Below are 15945 nucleotides of genomic sequence, written 5' to 3'. Positions count from 1 at the left end.
CTTGATCTGCCGGTGCCTGCTCCGGGTCCCCTAGTGCGTTGGCCACGAACGTGTGCCGGGTCTGGTCATGCGGCCTTGGGGCGTGGGTGGCCCCAGCGTTGCTGGCGTTCGCTGCGGACCTTGGCGCGTTCGCGGCGCTGGGCGGCCAGGACGTCGGGGTGCCGCGCGTTGGCGTTGCGCCACCGCAGGTAGTCCTGGAGCTTGCGGGCGAGGACGGTGTGGTTGGGGTGGTTCGAGTTGGCCATGACGAAGTTGCGCAGGGGCCCGAACTGCGCCTCGATCGGGTTGGCCCACGACGCGCTCGTCGGCGTCAGGCACAACTCGACCTTGTTCTTCTTCGCCCAGGTCCGGATGGTCGGGGTCTTGTTCGCCGACAGGTTGTCCATGATCACGTAGACAGGGGCGCCGTCGGGGCGAGCGGCCCGGATCGACTTCAGCGCCGAGAGGCTGTGGTCACCGCCCTTGCGGCGGCGGGTCACTCCCCACAGCTGGTCGTCGCCCAGGGAATAGCAGCCGTGGAAGTACCGGATGCCGTGGGTGCGGTGATAGGTGGCCGGCAGCCGGTCCGGTTTCTTCTCCTGGGCCCAGCCGGAGCCGTGGCAGGGGCGGATCGACAGCGGGCCGAACTGGTCGAAGGCGAAACACCGGTCCGGGAAACGACTGGTCACGTGCTCGATGCGGTCGAGTTTGGTGTCCTTGTCGGGATCCTTGGACTCCTTCCAGGTGCGGGTCCGCTGGAAGGAGATCCCGTTCTCGCGCAAGATCTGCCGCAGCCGTTCCCGGCCGATCTTCACCGTCCTCACCCGGTTGCGGGCCAGGTAGTCGGTGAGCTTGCGAAGGCTCCAGTGCGTGAAGGGACGTCCCAGCGTGACCGGGCGGGTCCGGGCCGTCGCGATGATGAACTCGCGTTCGTCATCGCTGATCAGGCGGGGACGGCCTCCCGCCCACCGAGGGTCCAGCGCGGCCAGGCCCTCCTCGTTGAACGCGTGGATCACGTCCCGGACTGTGTCCTCGTGCGCGGCGACCAACTGCGCGATCGCCGTCACGGTGGTCCCCGACGCCGACGCCATGATGATCAGTGCCCGACGCACCCGCACGGACTCGTGGCGGCCCCGCCGAACGATCTGCTGCAGCCTCTGCCCCTCTTGATCAGTCAACCGTCGCGCCCTGACCGGCTCTGCCATCTGCGACCTCACTCATCCTCAACAACAACTACGTTGCATCCAGAGTGAAGCCGACCGACCCCAGCACCCTAAACATCGATCAGCGTGTCGCCAGACCCGGCGAACGTTCGTGGCCAACGCACTAGATCTCACCGCTCCTGTTCGTCTTCCTGGGCATCACCAGCTGGATCTCGGTCCGCAGGTCGTCGATCTTGGGCGAGTCCGCGTACTGGCCGGTGAGCCGGTACATCTGGCGCAGCCGGTCCCAGGTGCGGTGCGAGGAGGTCTCCCCCATCGACACCAGCGCCAGGCGTGCGTACCGGTCGGCCTGTTCCGGGTCGTTCGCGATGAACAGGGCGGAGGCCATCGAGATGTAGTCGAAGATCTTCGACCGCTGTCGGCCGTTCACCCTGAGATCGAGGGCTTCCTTGGCGTGCCGCTGCGCCGCGGCCGCCGCCGCGGGCTCGTGCTCTGCGAGCGTCCGGTAGGCCAGGGCCTGCATGCCGTGCATGTCCGCCTCGTCGAACATCTGCATCCAACTCGGCGGCGGGACATCCCCCTTATCCGATACGAAGAGGTCCTCCGCCTCCCCCAGCGTGCGCCGCATGGCCTGACCGCGTCCCAGGGCGGCCTGTGCCCAGGCCTCGATGGTGTGCAGCATGGCGCGGGTACGGGGCAGCATCTGGTCGCCCGAGCCCGACTTGGCCAGCTTCATCAGGTCCAGGGCGTCGTCGGGTTTTCCGAGGTGCACCATCTGCCGGGCGGCCCTGGAGAGGGCCTCCCCGGCGCGGGGGCGGTCGCCGCCCTCACGGGCCGCGTGGGCGGCGATGACGAAGTACTTCTGGGCGGTGGGTTCCAGGCCGACATCGTGCGACATCCAGCCGGCCAGGACCGCGAGGTTGGCAGCGACGCCCCACAGGCGGCGCTGGAGATGAACGGGGTGATGGTAGGCGAGCATGCCGCCCACCTCGTTGAGCTGCCCCACCACTGCCTTGCGCTGGAGGCCGCCGCCACGGGCGGCGTCCCACGCGCGGAACACATCGACCGAGCGCTCCAGTGCGTCGATCTCCTGCGACCCGATGGGGGCGGCCTCATAGCGGTCGAACCCAGCGGGGTCGGCGTGCAGGGGATCGTCTATACGTGGAGCGTCGGCCGACAGGACAGGGTCGCTGTGCAGCCAGTCGTGCATGGCGCTGCTGAGTGCGGAGCCTGCGGCGAGCGCGGCGCCCGCGCCCACCAAGCCGCGTCGGTTGAGCATGAGGTCCATTCCCGTGAATTCGGTGAGGACCGCTGCCGTCCGTTCGGGCGCCCACGGCAAGCCGTCGGGATTGTCTGAGTTCCTGACGTCCCGCCGATTACCAGTGCGCCCGTGCCGGCCGAACCCGAGGTCCTCAATGGTCACGACACGACCGAGTCGCTCGGTGAACAGAGCTGCCAGCACCTTGGGCACAGGATCCCGTGGGGTCTCCCCCATGTCGATCCAGCGTCGTACGCGCGATGTGTCGGTCGCCAGCTGCGGATGGCCCATGGCCGCCGCCTGCCGGTTCACCAGTCTCGCGAGTTCGCCCTTGGACCAGCCGGCCAGGCCGAACAGATCTGACAGGCGGGTGTTGGATTCTCCGGTCACGTCAAGCCCCCAGGTTCTCGGCTGATTTCGACAGTAGCCCCGTGTCAGATGCGTCGGGGATATTCGCCAGGGTTCGCCAGGGTGCGCCACATGGTGTGCCACCCGCAGCCGGGTGTCAGTTAGGAACGCGCCACCCCGGCCCGGCAACCGGACGGCATTCCCCAGGGTGCTGGTCGGTTGCCGGGACGGGCGGCGCACGTAACTCGTCGGCGCGCGAAGGGATCTGTACCGCCCATGTACACAGCATCGTCCTCCGTGTCCGCCCCGCCTCGGCCGTACCGTCCCATGGCGACGGGCAGCGGACCGTATCTCGACCCCAACCACGCCGCAGCGGCGCTCGGCGCCGGTCGGGCCCGGCGCGCTCCAGGGCTGGGTTCCCAACCGCTCAGCGGGAGACTCGACTTGTCCGGCCCCCAGGGCGCGCAGCTGCGCATGGCGATCGCCTCGGTGCACCGGATCTGTCCGGAATTCAATCCGGTACAGGTGCTGCGCCGCAGCGGCCGGTCCGTACTGCTCGTCGGCACCACAGGCCGCACCAGCGCGGTCGCCAAGTGTTTACTCGACCACTCTCCCGTGTGGGTCGAGCGGTTCCGTCACGAAATAGCCGCGTACCGCGCCTTCGTCCGGCACCGTCCACCCGTACGGGTCCCCCGGCTCATCGCCGCGGACCCCGACAACTGCACCCTGGTCATCGAGCGGATGCCCGGCCGGGTGGCCTCACTCACCCGGCATCCGGCCGAGGCTCCGCCGCGCGCCGATGTGCGCGCCGCCCTCGGCGCGATCGCCCGGATCAACGCGTGGCGGCCGCCGGCCGGGATGTTCGACGCGCCGCTCGACTACGCGCCGCGGATCGCCCGCTATCACGCGCTGGGTCTGTTCACCGACCGGGACCTGGGGGATCTGCAGAAACTGCTGCACGGGGTCGGTCGCCAGGGCATCGGGCAGTTCTGTCACGGTGACGCGCTGCTCTCCAACATCCTGCTGTCGCCGGCGGGACCCGTGCTGGTCGACTGGGAGCACGCGGGCTGGTATCTCCCCGGGTACGACCTGGCGACACTGTGGGCGGTGCTGGGTGACGCCCCGGTGGCACGCCGCCAGATCAGCCAGCTGGCGCAGACCGCCGGACCCGCGGCGCGGGACGCGTTCCTGGTCAACCTGATGCTCGTCCTGACACGGGAGATTCGTACGTACGAAACGGCCGTGCAGCGCACCATGCGCGACACTACTCCCGTGCCGGTGAACGGCGCGGCGGGGCAACCGCCGACCGGTGCGCTGCCGACCAGTGAGGAGCAGCGGCTGCTGCTGCGGCGGCTGCACGACGACTGCGCGCTGGCACGGCGGGCCGTGCGCGCGGCGGTCGGCACCCGCTGACCGCTTGATTGGGGGGAGTGCACTGGCCCACCTGGGTTTGGTCACCCAGGTGGGCCAGTGCACGTCTGCGCGCCGTGGGGAACGCGGGCACCGGCCGGCCACTTCCGCGTGTACGCGTTTCGCCGTGCGGCCATTGGTCCGCTCCACTGACGCGCCGCAGGCCCGGGGCCCGTCGGTGCGAAACTCCGCGGACCCCGCGCTGACGTGCGAACTCCCTGCGGCTGAGCCTCATTGACGGATCGTCGGTGAGCCGATACCCCTGTAGTCCGGTCCGGCCCCGCGGGCCTCGTCGCGCACCACCCGTTCCTGGAGGCCGCATTGCTGTCCGCCCCCACGCCCACACCCGTACGACCAGGAATCACCCGTAGAAGCGCAGGGCGGGCGGGGGGCGTCGTGGCGGCCGCCGCCCTGTTGCTGCCCCTGGTCTCGGCCACCCCGTCCGTCACCGCCGAGCAGCCCGCGTCCGGCGCGCTCCAGCGCGATTTCGCCGCGGCCGCCGCGCGGTACCAGGTGCCGCGGAGTGTGCTGCTCGGCGTCGCGTACCTCCAGTCCCGCTGGGACGCGCACGGCGGGGCGCCGAGTGTGACCGGCGGCTACGGTCCGATGCACCTCACCGACGCGAGGACGGCGCTCGCCGAGGCGCCGCATCACAGCCATGGCACCGAGGACGCGCGCGGCGACACCGCTCGGGCTGTCAGGAAGGCCGCGGGCGCCGAGCTGCCCGAGGCGTCCGAACTGCCGCCCAGGCTGCGGACACTGGACCGCGCGGCCGATCTGACCGGCCTGTCGGCCGACCGGCTGCGCGGGAGCGCCTCGGCGAACATCCAGGGCGGCGCCGCGCTGCTGGCCGCCGCCCAGAAGGAGCTGGGGCGGCCGCTGAGCGGCGACGCGGCCGACTGGTACGGGGCGGTCGCGCGCTTCTCCGGGGCCGATGACACCGCCACCGCGACGACGTACGCCAATGACGTCTACGACGTGCTGCGGACCGGCCAGCGGCGCACCACCGACGCCGGCCAGCAGGTCGCCCTGCCCGCCACCCCCGGCCTCGCGCCCGGTGGCACCGATCTCGCGCCGCTGGGCCTGCGCACCGCCGACGCCGGGCGCACCGAGTGCCCGCGCACCGTGGCGTGCGAGTGGATTCCCGCGCCGTACAAGGAGTTCGGGGACGGCGACTACGGCAACCACGACAAGGCCGACCGTCCCAAGGGCCAGGGGATCGACTACATCGTCGTCCACGACACAGAGGCCACCTGGGACACCACCCTCAAGCTCGTCCAGAACCCGGAGTACGTGTCCTGGCAGTACTCGCTGCGCTCGTCGGACGGGCACATCGCCCAGCATGTGCCGCTCAAGGACGTGGCCTGGCACGCGGGCAACTGGTACATCAACTCCAAGTCGGTCGGCCTGGAGCACGAGGGCTTCCTGGTGGCGCCGGACGCCTGGTACACCGAGGCGATGTACCGCACGTCGGCGCGGCTGGTGAAGTACCTGGCGAAGCGCTACGACATCCCGTTGGACCGCCGGCACATCCTGGGCCACGACAACGTCCCGGGGACATCGAGCACGACCATCGCCGGGATGCACACTGATCCGGGCCCGTACTGGGACTGGGCGCACTACTTCCAGCTGCTCGGGAAGCCGTTCACCGACTCGGCGGGTCCCGCCGCCGGTGTGGTGACCATCAGGCCCGAGTACCAGAAGCACCGGCCGTCCTACACGGGCTGTGTGAAGGCCGGTGAGGCGTGCGCCGCGCACGGCTCGGGCGCGGTCCGGCTGCACACCGCTCCCGCCGCGGACGCACCGCTGGTGAAGGACAGCGGGCTGCGGCCCGGCGGCCAGGACTCGACCATCGGCGTCAATGACACCGGCGCCCGCGCCTCGACCGGGCAGCAGTACGCGGTCGCGGGGCGCCAGGGCGACTGGACCGCGATCTGGTACCTGGGGCAGAAGGCCTGGTTCCACAATCCGCGCAAGCAGCCGACCGCGGTGAACACCAAGGGGCTGCTGCTGACGCCCAAGAACGGCGTCGCGGACGTGCCGGTGTACGGGCGCGCCTATCCGGAGGCGGCGGCGTACCCCGTGTCCGTCCCGGTGCAGCCGGTCACGCCGCTGCCGTACAAGCTGCTCGCGGGACAGAAGTATGTGGCGGGCGAACGGGCGCGCGGGGAGTACTACTTCGCACCCACTTTCGCCACCGCCGGGCATCGGGTGGTGCGCGGCAAGGAGGCGTACTACGCGATCCAGTTCGGACACCGCGTCGCCTACGTCAAGGCTTCCGACGTGCACCTGGTGAAGTAGCGGAACCATCCGCGTCCAAAAGGGAGCCATCGACTGTTCGAGTCGATGGCCCCCTTTCGATTGATAAATCAGTGCGGTGCGTGGGCCGTACGGGCGACGGGTAGGGCTGCCCCGGAATCGACCGGTCCGCGCCACCCTGTCGCGCGGATGCCACTGGAAAGGCCGACGCACATGGCTCAGCAGCCCTTCACACTGCCGGACTTTTATGTTCCATATCCGGCGCGGCTCAACGCGCACGTGGAGGAGGCCCGCAGACACACCAAGGACTGGGCACGCCGCATGGAGATGCTTGAGGGCTCGGGCATCTGGGAGGAACACGACCTCGACGCCCACGACTACGCGCTCCTGTGCGCGTACACCCACCCCGACTGCTCGGCCGATGTGCTGGCGCTGGTCACCGACTGGTACGTGTGGGTCTTCTTCTTCGACGACCACTTCCTGGAGACCTTCAAACGGTCCCTGGACCGGGAGGGCGGGAAACGGTACCTGGACCGGCTGCCGGCGTTCATGCCGATGGATCTGGCGGACGGTACCCCCGAGCCGGAGAACCCGGTCGAGGCGGGGCTCGCCGACCTCTGGGCACGGACCGTGCCGAGCATGTCCGCGGCATGGCGGGTGCGGTTCGCCGAGGCGACCGAGCACTTGCTGAACGAGTCCCTCTGGGAGCTGTCCAACATGGACGAGGGGCGGATCGCCAACCCCGTCGAGTACATCGAGATGCGCCGCAAGGTCGGCGGGGCGCCCTGGTCCGCGGGCCTGGTGGAGTTCGCGGCGGAGGCCGAGGTCCCGGCGTCGGTCGCCGCCTCGCGTCCGCTGTGTGTGCTGCGCGACGCGTTCTCCGACGCGGTGCATCTGCGCAACGACCTGTTCTCGTACCAGCGCGAGGTGGAGAACGAGGGTGAGAACAGCAATGGTGTGCTGGTCCTTGAGACGTTTCTCGGCTGTACGACGCAGGAGGCGGCCGATGCCGTAAACGACCTGCTGACGTCACGGCTCCAGCAGTTCGAGAACACCGTACTGACCGAACTGGGCCCGCTGTGTGCCTCGACGGGCCTCAGCCCCGCCGAGACCGCCTCCATCCTCGCGTACACCAAGGGCCTGCAGGACTGGCAGTCCGGCGGCCACGAGTGGCACATGCGCTCCAGCCGCTACATGAACGGCGGCGGAGTCGCGGCCGGGGCCGCCAAGTCCGGCTGGGCCATGTCCGCAGCCTCGATCAACTTCACCCCCGGGGCCGAGACGGCCCGCCGGCGCAGCCACACCCATGTGCCGTACCAGCACGTCGGCCCTTCGCTGCTGCCCGCCTTCGATCTCCCCTACGACGTCACCCTCAGTCCGCATCTGTCGGGGGCGCGGGAGCGCAACATCGAGTGGGCGCACCGGATGGGGATCCTCCAGCCCCAGCCGGGGCGTCCCGACTCGCACGTCTGGGACGAGCGCCGGGCCCGCAACATCGATCTGCCGCTGTGCTCGGCGGGCCTGCAACCGGACGCGACACCCGAGGAACTGGATCTGTCGTCGAACTGGCTGACCTGGGGCACGTACGGCGACGATCTGTACCCGGTGATCTACGGGCGCACCCGCGATCTGGCCGGGGCGCGGGCGGCCCATGAGCGGCTGCTGCTCTTCCTTCCGCTGGACGGCGCTCCGACGCCGGAGCCGTCCGACGCGATGGAACGCGGGCTCGCGGATCTGTGGGAGCGCACATCGGGGCCGATGAACGAGGCCTCGCGGATCACGTTCCGCAAGGCGGTCGAGGACATGCTGGAGAGCTGGCTGTGGGAGCTGGCCAACCAGGTACAGAATCGCGTCCCCGACCCGGTGGACTACATCGAGATGCGGCGTTTCACCTTCGGAGCCGACCTGACGATGCGGCTGTGCCGGCTCTCGCACGGGGACCGGGTGCCTCCGGACATCTACCGCAGCGGTCCCATCCGGTCACTGGAGAACGCCGCGGTCGACTACGCCACCCTGCTCAACGATCTCTTCTCGTACCAGAAGGAGATCGAGTTCGAGGGCGAGGTGCACAACGGCGTCCTGGTCGTGCAGAACTTCTTCGACGTCGACTACCCGACCGCCATGGCCATGGTGCACGATCTGATGAAGGGGCGACTGCGGCAGTTCGAGCATGTCATCAAGCTCGAACTGCCCATGCTCTACGACGACTTCGCGCTGGACGGCGAGGCCCGCGAGATTCTCGACGGCTATGTGCACGAGCTCAAGGACTGGTTGGCCGGGATCCTCAACTGGCACCGGGACTGCGTGCGTTACCGCGACGAGGATCTGCGGTCGGGCACCGGTGGCGCCCCGTGGCACCTGATCGGTCCCACGGGGCTGGGCACTTCGGCGGCCCGGATTGTGTCGTTGCTGGGTCAGCCGGCCGCGGTGAATACATAGCGCTGCCCACCGCGGGCCCGGAACTTCTTCTCGCCGCCGGCGAACAGGCCGCTGCGTACGGTCAGTTCACCGGTCCGGTGAGCGGTGAGCACGATGCGGACGGCCCGGCCGCCGTGCCAGGTGATGTCGACGGTGACGCCGCCACGGGCCCGCAGTCCGCTCACCGTGCCGTCGGGCCAGGAGGCGGGCAGTGCGGGGAGGATCTCGATCGGACCGTGCTGGCTCTGCAGGAGCATCTCGGTGATGCCTGATGCGGCCCCGAAGTTCCCGTCGATCTGGAACGGCGGGTGGGTGTCCCACAGGTTCGCCAGGGTGGAGGTCCTGAGCTGTTCGGCGAGCATTTTGTGGGCGTGGTCGCCGTCGTACAGCCGCGCCCAGAAGTTGATCTTCCAGGCCTTGCTCCAGCCCGTGCCGCCGTCGCCACGTGCGGTCAGGGAGACCTTCGCCGCCTCGGCCCACCGGCTGCCCGGCTCGATCTGGCGGCCGGGGTGCAGGGCGAAGAGGTGCGAGACATGGCGGTGGTCGTCGGCCGGGTCGTCCCGGTCGGTCTTCCACTCCTGGAGCTGCCCCCAGGAGCCGATACGCAGTCCCGGGTCGAGCGCGGTGAGGGCCGTTTCGACGCGGGTCCTGAAGGGACGGTCGTCGCCGAGGGTGCGGGCGGCTTCGAGGGTGCTGGTGAACAGGTCGTGGACGATCTGCTGCGACATGGCGGCGCCCGCGGTGAAGTCCCCGTGTTCCGGCGAGTAGCTGGGGGTGACGACGAGCTTGCCGTCGCGCGGGTCGGTGCGCAGGTTCTCCAGCCAGAAGACGGCGGCCTCCTTCATCGCCGGGTAGGCGGTGGAGCGCAGGTAGTCGGTGGAGCCGCTGAAGCGGTAGTGCTCGTACATCTGCTGGGTGAGCCAAGCGGCGGCCTCGGGGAACCAGAAGGAGGTCGCCCAGTCGTGGACGCCGGTGAAGCCGTACGGATTGGTCTCGTTGTGCACGACCCACCCGGCGGTGCCGAACATCTCCTTCGCCGTGACACGGCCCGGGGCGCGTAGGGCCTCGACGAAGCGGTCGTAGGGGGCGGTGGTCTCGGCGAGGTTGGTGGCCTCGGCGAGCCAGTAGTTCATCTGGAGGTTGATGTTGGTGTGGTAGTCCGCCGACCAGGGCGGGGCCACGCCGTCGCTCCACACGCCCTGCAGGTTGGCGGGGAGTGATCCGGGGCGCGACGAGGCAATGAGCAGGTAGCGCCCGTACTGGAAGAAGAGCGCCTCCAGGGCCCGGTCGGCGGCGCTCGATCCGCCCGTGTACTGGGCGAGCAGCCGGTCGGTGGGCAGGTCGGGGACGGTCTGGCCGATGTCCAGGGCGACCCGGTCGAAGAGGCCGCGATGGTCGTCGATGTGCCGGGCGAGCAGCTTCTGGTGGCCGAGGCCGACGGCCGCGTCGACGGCGCGGGTGACCGAGGAGTGCGGGTCGTCGCCGCGGTAGCGGGGGTGGGTGTCGGCGTAGTCGGTGCCCGCGGCGAGCACGAACCAGGCGCTGTCGGCGGCGGTCACGGTGAGGCTGCCGTCGGTGCCCGTGGTGACGGCGCCGCCCTGCGTGCGGACGCGGATCTGCGCCTCGAAGCGCAGCCCGTTGTCCTGGAGCGCACCGCGCACGGTGATGCGGTCCCCGGCGGCGGTGGCGGTGAAGTCGGTGCGCGGCGAGGCGTAGCGCAGGGTGAAGGTGACCTGTCCCGGCCGGTCGGCGCCGAGCCGTCCGGCGATGACGCGGCCGGGGAAGGAGGCGAAGAACTCCCTCTGGTGGCGCACTTGCTGGTGGGTGTACGCGACGGTGGCGACGCCGGTACGGATGTCGAGGGCGCGCCGGTAGGAGGCGTCGGGCGCCGCCGGTGCGCCTGGCACGTCGAGCCGCAGGTCGCCGAACGTCTGGTACGCGCCGTAGCCGCGGCGCGGCTGGCCGAGCTCGGCAGCGGCGCTTTCCGGGTCGAGGGCGCCCTGCTCGTCGAGGCGCTGCTGTACGGCGGCGATTCTGCCGGGCCGTGGGGTGGTCCAGTTGCCGGAGTCGTAGCCCCGCGTCGAGCCGGGGCCGCCGGTCCACAGGGTCTTCTCGTTGAACTGGAGCCGTTCGGAGTTGAGGGTGCCGAATACGGCGGCCCCGAGTGCGCCATTGCCGATCGGCAGGGATTCGCGTTCCCAGGAGGCGGCCGGAGTCGTGTACCAGAGCGCCCATTCATCGGAGGTATCCGCTGCGACCGCATCACCTACTGAGAGCGTACCTCCGAGCGCCAGAGCGCCTGTTGTCCCGAGCGCGGTCTTGATCGTAGTTCTTCGACTGATCCGCTTAGTCATGCAGCGACGCTAAAGGTCCAATGACTGGCAGGACAAGATGCGCGAAGGACCGGCCCTTGACCAAACAGGGCCGGTCCTTGGACGAAAGTGGAGGGAGTGCGGTGCGGGAGGTGCGCGGGCGGGCGGTCAGCCCTGCTGGAACATCTGGGCCGGCAGCGGCTTGAGCAGCGTGTACAGGTCGTCGGTGATCGGCCGGTCCCAGCTGGCGATGGTGACGAGGACATTGTCGCTGCGGTCGAACTGCACGCAGGAGATGCGGCTTTCGGAGAGCTTGAGGCGGCGCACGATCAGGAGGTTGTCGCCCTGCATGACCGGCATGTCCTCGGTGCTCACCACCTCGACGGGCTCGTCGTTCTCCAGCGCCGCGAGCAGCTGTGCCACCTCGAAGGGCACCTGCCCGTCGACGAGGTCGCGGGCCGAGGAGCCCTCGGGCAGGTTGCCGATGACCATCGCGGGGCCGCGGCCGCCGAACAGGTCGTAGCGCAGGAAAACGCCCTGACAGCTTCCGTCGGAGGCGGGGAGCAGGCCCGCTCCGAGGTTGCCCGGCCAGTCCCCCGGGTCCATGGCCAGGACGTCGAAGTCCGGGCCGGCAGGTGTGGCGGCGGGGCGGCGGCGGAGGAAGGACATGCAGCCATGGTACGTGGCCGGGGCGGCCCGCCGGAGCCGGGGCGTCCCACTCCGTGGACGGCCCCGCGCCCCGCCGGGCGGCTCTCCGCTCCTAGCGGGTGTCCGGTCGATCTCCGTGGCGTCGCGGGGTCTGACACGCACATCTGCCGCGGAGATCGACCGGGCACCTCCTAGGCGGAGCGCTCCGCCAGCGCCTCTAGGAGCGCGACGGCCCCGGCGGCCCGCTCGTGGGGCACGAAGAGGTGATCGTGGTGGAAGCCCGCGACAACATTGCAGCTCACCCCCGCTTCGGCCAGCTCGCGGGAGACTGCGGCGGTGAGGCCGACGGCCTCCAGCGCGGAGTGCACACGCAGGGTGATCCAGCCCGCCTCGTAGTCGTACGGCAGGTCGGCCGCGTCGGCGTCCTCCTTGCGTACGACGAGAGTCAGGCCCTCCGGCTCCGTCACGGTGACGACCGGCACCAGGCCCGGTGGGACGTCACCCTCGACGGTGGTAAAGACATACCGGCCCGGGTTCAGTTCGGGCCGCATGCCGCTCAGTAGTTTCCTCAGGTCCTGTTCGCCGCTCATGACCGCCAGGCTACGGCGGCCACGACAGGGGGCGCGTCAGGTGAGGTCGAACTCGCCGTCGCGGGCGTTCAGTACGAAGGCTCGCCACTCGGCCGGGTTGAAGATCAATGAAGGGCTGCCGGGTTTGGTGGCGTTGCGCATCGCGATGAATCCCTCGACGAAGGCGATCTGGACATCGCCGGCCCCCTGACTGCTCGACTGCCAGTCCGCTTTGCTCAGATCCAGCTCCGGCTTGTCCCAGCCCGCACGCCGCTGCTGAGTGATGCTCTCGGCCACGTCTGCTCCTCCCGGTTCGTCGTCCGTGGGTCAGACTAGCGATCGCCACCGGTCCCGGACAGGCCTCGGCAGGAGTGCCGTGACCCGTCCGGCGGCGCAGGGTGCTCAGCCGGCCGGTGAATCGGCCCCGACCAGCCACATCGCGAAGAACTGGGCGCCGCCGCCGTAGGCGTGGCCAAGGGCCTTGCGGGCGCCGTCCACCTGGTGCTCGCCCGCCTGACCCCGGACCTGGAGCGCGGCCTCGGCGAAGCGAATCATCCCGGAGGCGCCGATGGGGTTGGTGGACAGGACGCCGCCCGACGGGTTCACGGGCAGGTCACCGTCGAGTTCGGTGGCGCCCGACTCGGTGAGCTTCCAGCCCTCGCCCTCGGCGGCGAACCCAAGATTCTCCAACCACATCGGCTCGTACCAGGAGAACGGCACGTACATCTCGACGGCGTCGATCTCGCGGCGCGGGTCGGTGATCCCGGCCTGCCGGTAGACGTCGGCCGCGCAGTCCTTGCCCGCCTGCGGCGAGACGAAGTCCTTGCCGGCGAACATGGTCGGCTCGCTGCGCATCGCCCCGCCGTGCACCCAGGCGGGCGGGTGCGGTGAACGGGCGGCGCCCGTGCGGTCGGTGAGGATCATGGCGCACGCGCCGTCGGAGGACGGGCAGGTCTCGGAGTAGCGGACGGGGTCCCAGAGCATCGGGGACGCCTGGACCTTCTCCAGGGTGATGTCGTGCTCGTGCAGGTGCGCGTACGGGTTCTTCAGGGCGTTGCGGCGGTCCTTGTAGGCGACGAGGGAGCCCACCGTGTCCGGTGCGCCGGTGCGCCGCATGTACGCGCGGATGTGCGGGGCGAAGAAGCCCCCGGCCCCGGCCAGCAGCGGCTGCTGGAAGGGAACGGGCAGCGACAGGCCCCACATGGCGTTGGACTCGGACTGTTTCTCGAAGGCGAGCGTGAGGACCGTGCCGTGGACGCGGGCGGCGATCAGGTTCGCGGCGACGAGCGCGGTGGAGCCGCCGACCGAGCCCGCGGTGTGCACCCGCAGCATCGGCTTGCCCACGGCGCCGAGCGCGTCGGCGAGATAGAGCTCGGGCATCATCAGGCCCTCGAAGAAGTCCGGGGCCTTGCCGATGACGACCGCGTCGATGTCCGCCCAGGTCAACTGGGCGTCCAGGAGGGCTGCTTGGGCGGCCTCGCGGACCAGGCCCGCGATCGAGACGTCGCGGCGGGCCGCGACATGCTTGGTCTGGCCGATGCCGACGACGGCCACAGGCTCTTTCATGACTCCCCCTCCAGGACGGCGACCAGGTTCTGTTGCAGACACGGGCCCGATGTGGCGTGGGCGAGGGCGCGGTCGGACTGGCCGCGGTGGATGCGGGCCGCGGCCTCGCCGAGGCGGATGAGGCCGGCCGCCATGACGGGGTTGGCGGCGAGCGCTCCGCCCGACGGGTTGACGTTGACGCTGTCGTCGAGGCGCAGGGCCTTGCGCAGCACGACCTCCTGCGAGGTGAAGGGCGCATGCAACTCGGCGGTGTCGACGGGCCGTTCGAAGGCGCCCGCCCGCTCGGCGGCAAGCCGGGCCGAAGGTGAGTCGGTGAGGTCGCGCACGCCGAGGCTGTGCGCCTCGATGCGGTGGTCCATGCCGCGGATCCACGCGGGGCGTGCGCAGAGCCTGCGCGCTGTGTCGCCGGCCGCGAGGATCACGGCGGCGGCGCCGTCGCCGATGGGCGGGCAGTCGCCCTTGCGCAGCGGATGTACGAGGTAGTCACCTGCCGCGACTGAGCCCCTGAGCTGGGCGTGCGGATTGGCCTCGGCCGCAGCGCGGCTGCGGGCGGCGACGCCTGCGAGGGCCCGCTCGTCGGTGTCCCCGGCGTCGATGAGTGCCTGCGCCTGGAGCGCGGCGAGCGACACCGAGTCGGGCCACAGCGGGGCGACGTAGTACGGGTCGAGCTGGCGGGTCAGTACGTCGCGCAGCTCGCCGGGCGAGGACTTCCCGTACGCATAGACCAGCGCAGTGTCGGCGTCGCCGGTCAAGATCTTGACCCAGGCCTCGTACAGCGCCCAGGCGCCGTCCATCTCGACATGGGACTCGGAGATCGGCGGCCAGGCGCCGACGCCGTCCAGGGCCATGGTGAAGGAGAAGGCGCGGCCCGCGAGATAGTCGCTCGATCCCGAGCAGGTGAAGTCGATGTCGCTGGTCTTCAGTCCGGTCTGCCCCAGTACGTCGTGCAGTACGGGCATGAGCATCTCGACTTCCGAGAGCTCGTCGGTGCGCCGCCTGTGGTCGCTCTGTCCGAAGGCGACGATGGCCACCTCGCGCATCAGATCAGCTCCTTGTAGACGTCGTAGTCGGCGTCGGGCTCGCCGGTGGGCCGGTAGTGGTCGGGATGGCTGCTGCCTTCGGTCCATACCGGTTCGACGCGCAGGCCCATCCGCACCTGGTCGTAGGGGATGCCGCCGATGCGGCCGTGCAGGGCGAGGTCGGCTCCGTCGAGGGCGATGTGGCCGTAGACGTAAGGCACTTCGATGTCCAGGTTCTTGGCTTTGATGTTGACGATGCAGAAGGTGGTGACGGTGCCGCGCGGGCCGACCTCGACCCGTTCCTCGGTGGCGATGCCGCAGGTGGGGCAGGCGCCGCGGGGTGGGACGTAGACCTTGCGGCAGGAGGGGCAGCGCTCGCCGACGGTGCGCCGTTCGGCGAGCGCGTTGATGTAGTCGGTGGGGGCGCGGCCGGGGCTGTAGGTGTAGTCGAGGCGGGCGGGGGTGACGATGCCGGTGACCAGGTTCTCGAACAGTCCGTCGTGCGGGGCGGCCCCGGTGGCCGCCTCGCCGTCGTACGGCTCGAAGCAGGCGATGTCGGTGATGGCGCCGCTGCGTTCGCCCGCCCAGCGGACCCGGACGCGCATCCCGGTGCGCACGGCGTCCGCGTCCGGGGCGTCGAGGACGTGCAGGAGGGCGGTGTCGGCGCCGTCGAGCTTCACCATGACCCAGGCGAAGGGTGTGCTCAGGGGCTGGAAGCGGCGCGGGCTCGGGTTCCAGGCCCAGGTGGTGACGGTGCCTGTGGGGGCGACCTCGACCAGGTCGCGGATCTCCTCGGCGGTCACCGGGTCGTACTCGACGGGCGGTACGAGCACCTTGCCGTCGGCGCTGCGCACACCCAGCACGGTGCGTTCGCGCAGGCCGGTGAGGAAGGCGCTCTGGACGGGACCGAGCGAGCGGGTGAAGGGGAACTCGACGACGAGGGGGGCACTGAGGACTTCGGGCACGGTCACTCCTTGGGTCGGGTCGGACGCAGGC

12 protein-coding genes are annotated in these 15945 nt (G+C 70.2%); 3 read left to right on the top strand and 9 right to left on the bottom strand.

Annotation, left to right across the window (positions count from 1 at the left end; all coding sequences use genetic code 11):
- Positions 1 to 65: 65 nt before the first annotated feature.
- Both ABCR94_RS12280 and ABCR94_RS12275 read right to left on the bottom strand, forming a co-directional pair.
- Positions 66 to 1184 (bottom strand): IS630 family transposase, encoded by a 1119-nt coding sequence (locus tag ABCR94_RS12280; RefSeq protein WP_347116969.1) that lies wholly within the window; start codon positions 1182 to 1184, stop codon positions 66 to 68.
- Positions 1185 to 1305: 121 nt separating this feature from the next.
- Positions 1306 to 2790, bottom strand: a complete 1485-nt coding sequence (locus ABCR94_RS12275) for a DNA-binding protein NsdB (RefSeq protein ID WP_347119293.1) — start codon at positions 2788 to 2790, stop codon at positions 1306 to 1308.
- A 234-nt stretch (positions 2791 to 3024) separates the two neighbouring features.
- On the opposite strand from ABCR94_RS12275, the gene ABCR94_RS12270 reads away from it, so the two are divergent.
- From ABCR94_RS12270 to ABCR94_RS12260, 3 genes are all read left to right on the top strand, one after another.
- Positions 3025 to 4161: an aminoglycoside phosphotransferase family protein gene (locus ABCR94_RS12270; protein WP_347119292.1), complete on the top strand. Its 1137-nt coding sequence runs from the start codon at positions 3025 to 3027 to the stop codon at positions 4159 to 4161.
- A gap of 357 nt (positions 4162 to 4518) precedes the next feature.
- Positions 4519 to 6459 (top strand): N-acetylmuramoyl-L-alanine amidase, encoded by a 1941-nt coding sequence (locus tag ABCR94_RS12265; protein ID WP_521976951.1) that lies wholly within the window; start codon positions 4519 to 4521, stop codon positions 6457 to 6459.
- 171 nt (positions 6460 to 6630) lie between these two features.
- Entirely contained in the window at positions 6631 to 8856 is a 2226-nt protein-coding gene (locus tag ABCR94_RS12260; protein ID WP_347119290.1) for a terpene synthase family protein, read from the top strand.
- On the opposite strand, the gene ABCR94_RS12255 is transcribed toward ABCR94_RS12260, so the two are convergent.
- The 7 genes from ABCR94_RS12255 to ABCR94_RS12225 form a co-directional block, all read right to left on the bottom strand.
- Positions 8832 to 11189, bottom strand: a complete 2358-nt coding sequence (locus ABCR94_RS12255) for a glycoside hydrolase family 95 protein (RefSeq protein WP_347119289.1) — start codon at positions 11187 to 11189, stop codon at positions 8832 to 8834. The genes ABCR94_RS12260 and ABCR94_RS12255 overlap by 25 nt on opposite strands.
- 126 nt (positions 11190 to 11315) lie before the next feature.
- Positions 11316 to 11816, bottom strand: coding sequence for a hypothetical protein (locus tag ABCR94_RS12250; RefSeq protein WP_347119288.1), 501 nt, complete (start codon positions 11814 to 11816; stop codon positions 11316 to 11318).
- Between the two features lie 170 nt (positions 11817 to 11986).
- Positions 11987 to 12385 carry an ACT domain-containing protein gene (locus tag ABCR94_RS12245; RefSeq protein WP_347119287.1) on the bottom strand — a complete coding sequence of 133 codons (399 nt, stop codon included), beginning with the start codon at positions 12383 to 12385 and terminating at the stop codon, positions 11987 to 11989.
- Positions 12386 to 12421: 36 nt separating this feature from the next.
- Positions 12422 to 12661, bottom strand: coding sequence for a DUF397 domain-containing protein (locus tag ABCR94_RS12240; RefSeq protein WP_347119286.1), 240 nt, complete (start codon positions 12659 to 12661; stop codon positions 12422 to 12424).
- 105 nt (positions 12662 to 12766) lie between these two features.
- Complete coding sequence (locus ABCR94_RS12235) at positions 12767 to 13930, bottom strand: thiolase family protein (RefSeq protein WP_347119285.1); 1164 nt, start codon at positions 13928 to 13930, stop codon at positions 12767 to 12769.
- Complete coding sequence (locus ABCR94_RS12230; RefSeq protein WP_347119284.1) at positions 13927 to 14970, bottom strand: thiolase family protein; 1044 nt, start codon at positions 14968 to 14970, stop codon at positions 13927 to 13929. The genes ABCR94_RS12235 and ABCR94_RS12230 overlap by 4 nt, the downstream gene beginning before the upstream one ends.
- Positions 14970 to 15914, bottom strand: a complete 945-nt coding sequence (locus tag ABCR94_RS12225) for a Zn-ribbon domain-containing OB-fold protein (protein WP_347119283.1) — start codon at positions 15912 to 15914, stop codon at positions 14970 to 14972. Before ABCR94_RS12225 ends, ABCR94_RS12230 begins: the two co-directional genes overlap by 1 nt.
- Positions 15915 to 15945: the final 31 nt, after the last annotated feature.

The sequence above is a fragment of the Streptomyces changchenzhani genome (assembly GCF_039766235.1).
GTDB lineage: Bacteria > Actinomycetota > Actinomycetes > Streptomycetales > Streptomycetaceae > Streptomyces.
The sequence above is the reverse complement of the archived record's forward strand: the minus strand, read 5'-3'. Positions and strand labels throughout refer to the sequence as shown.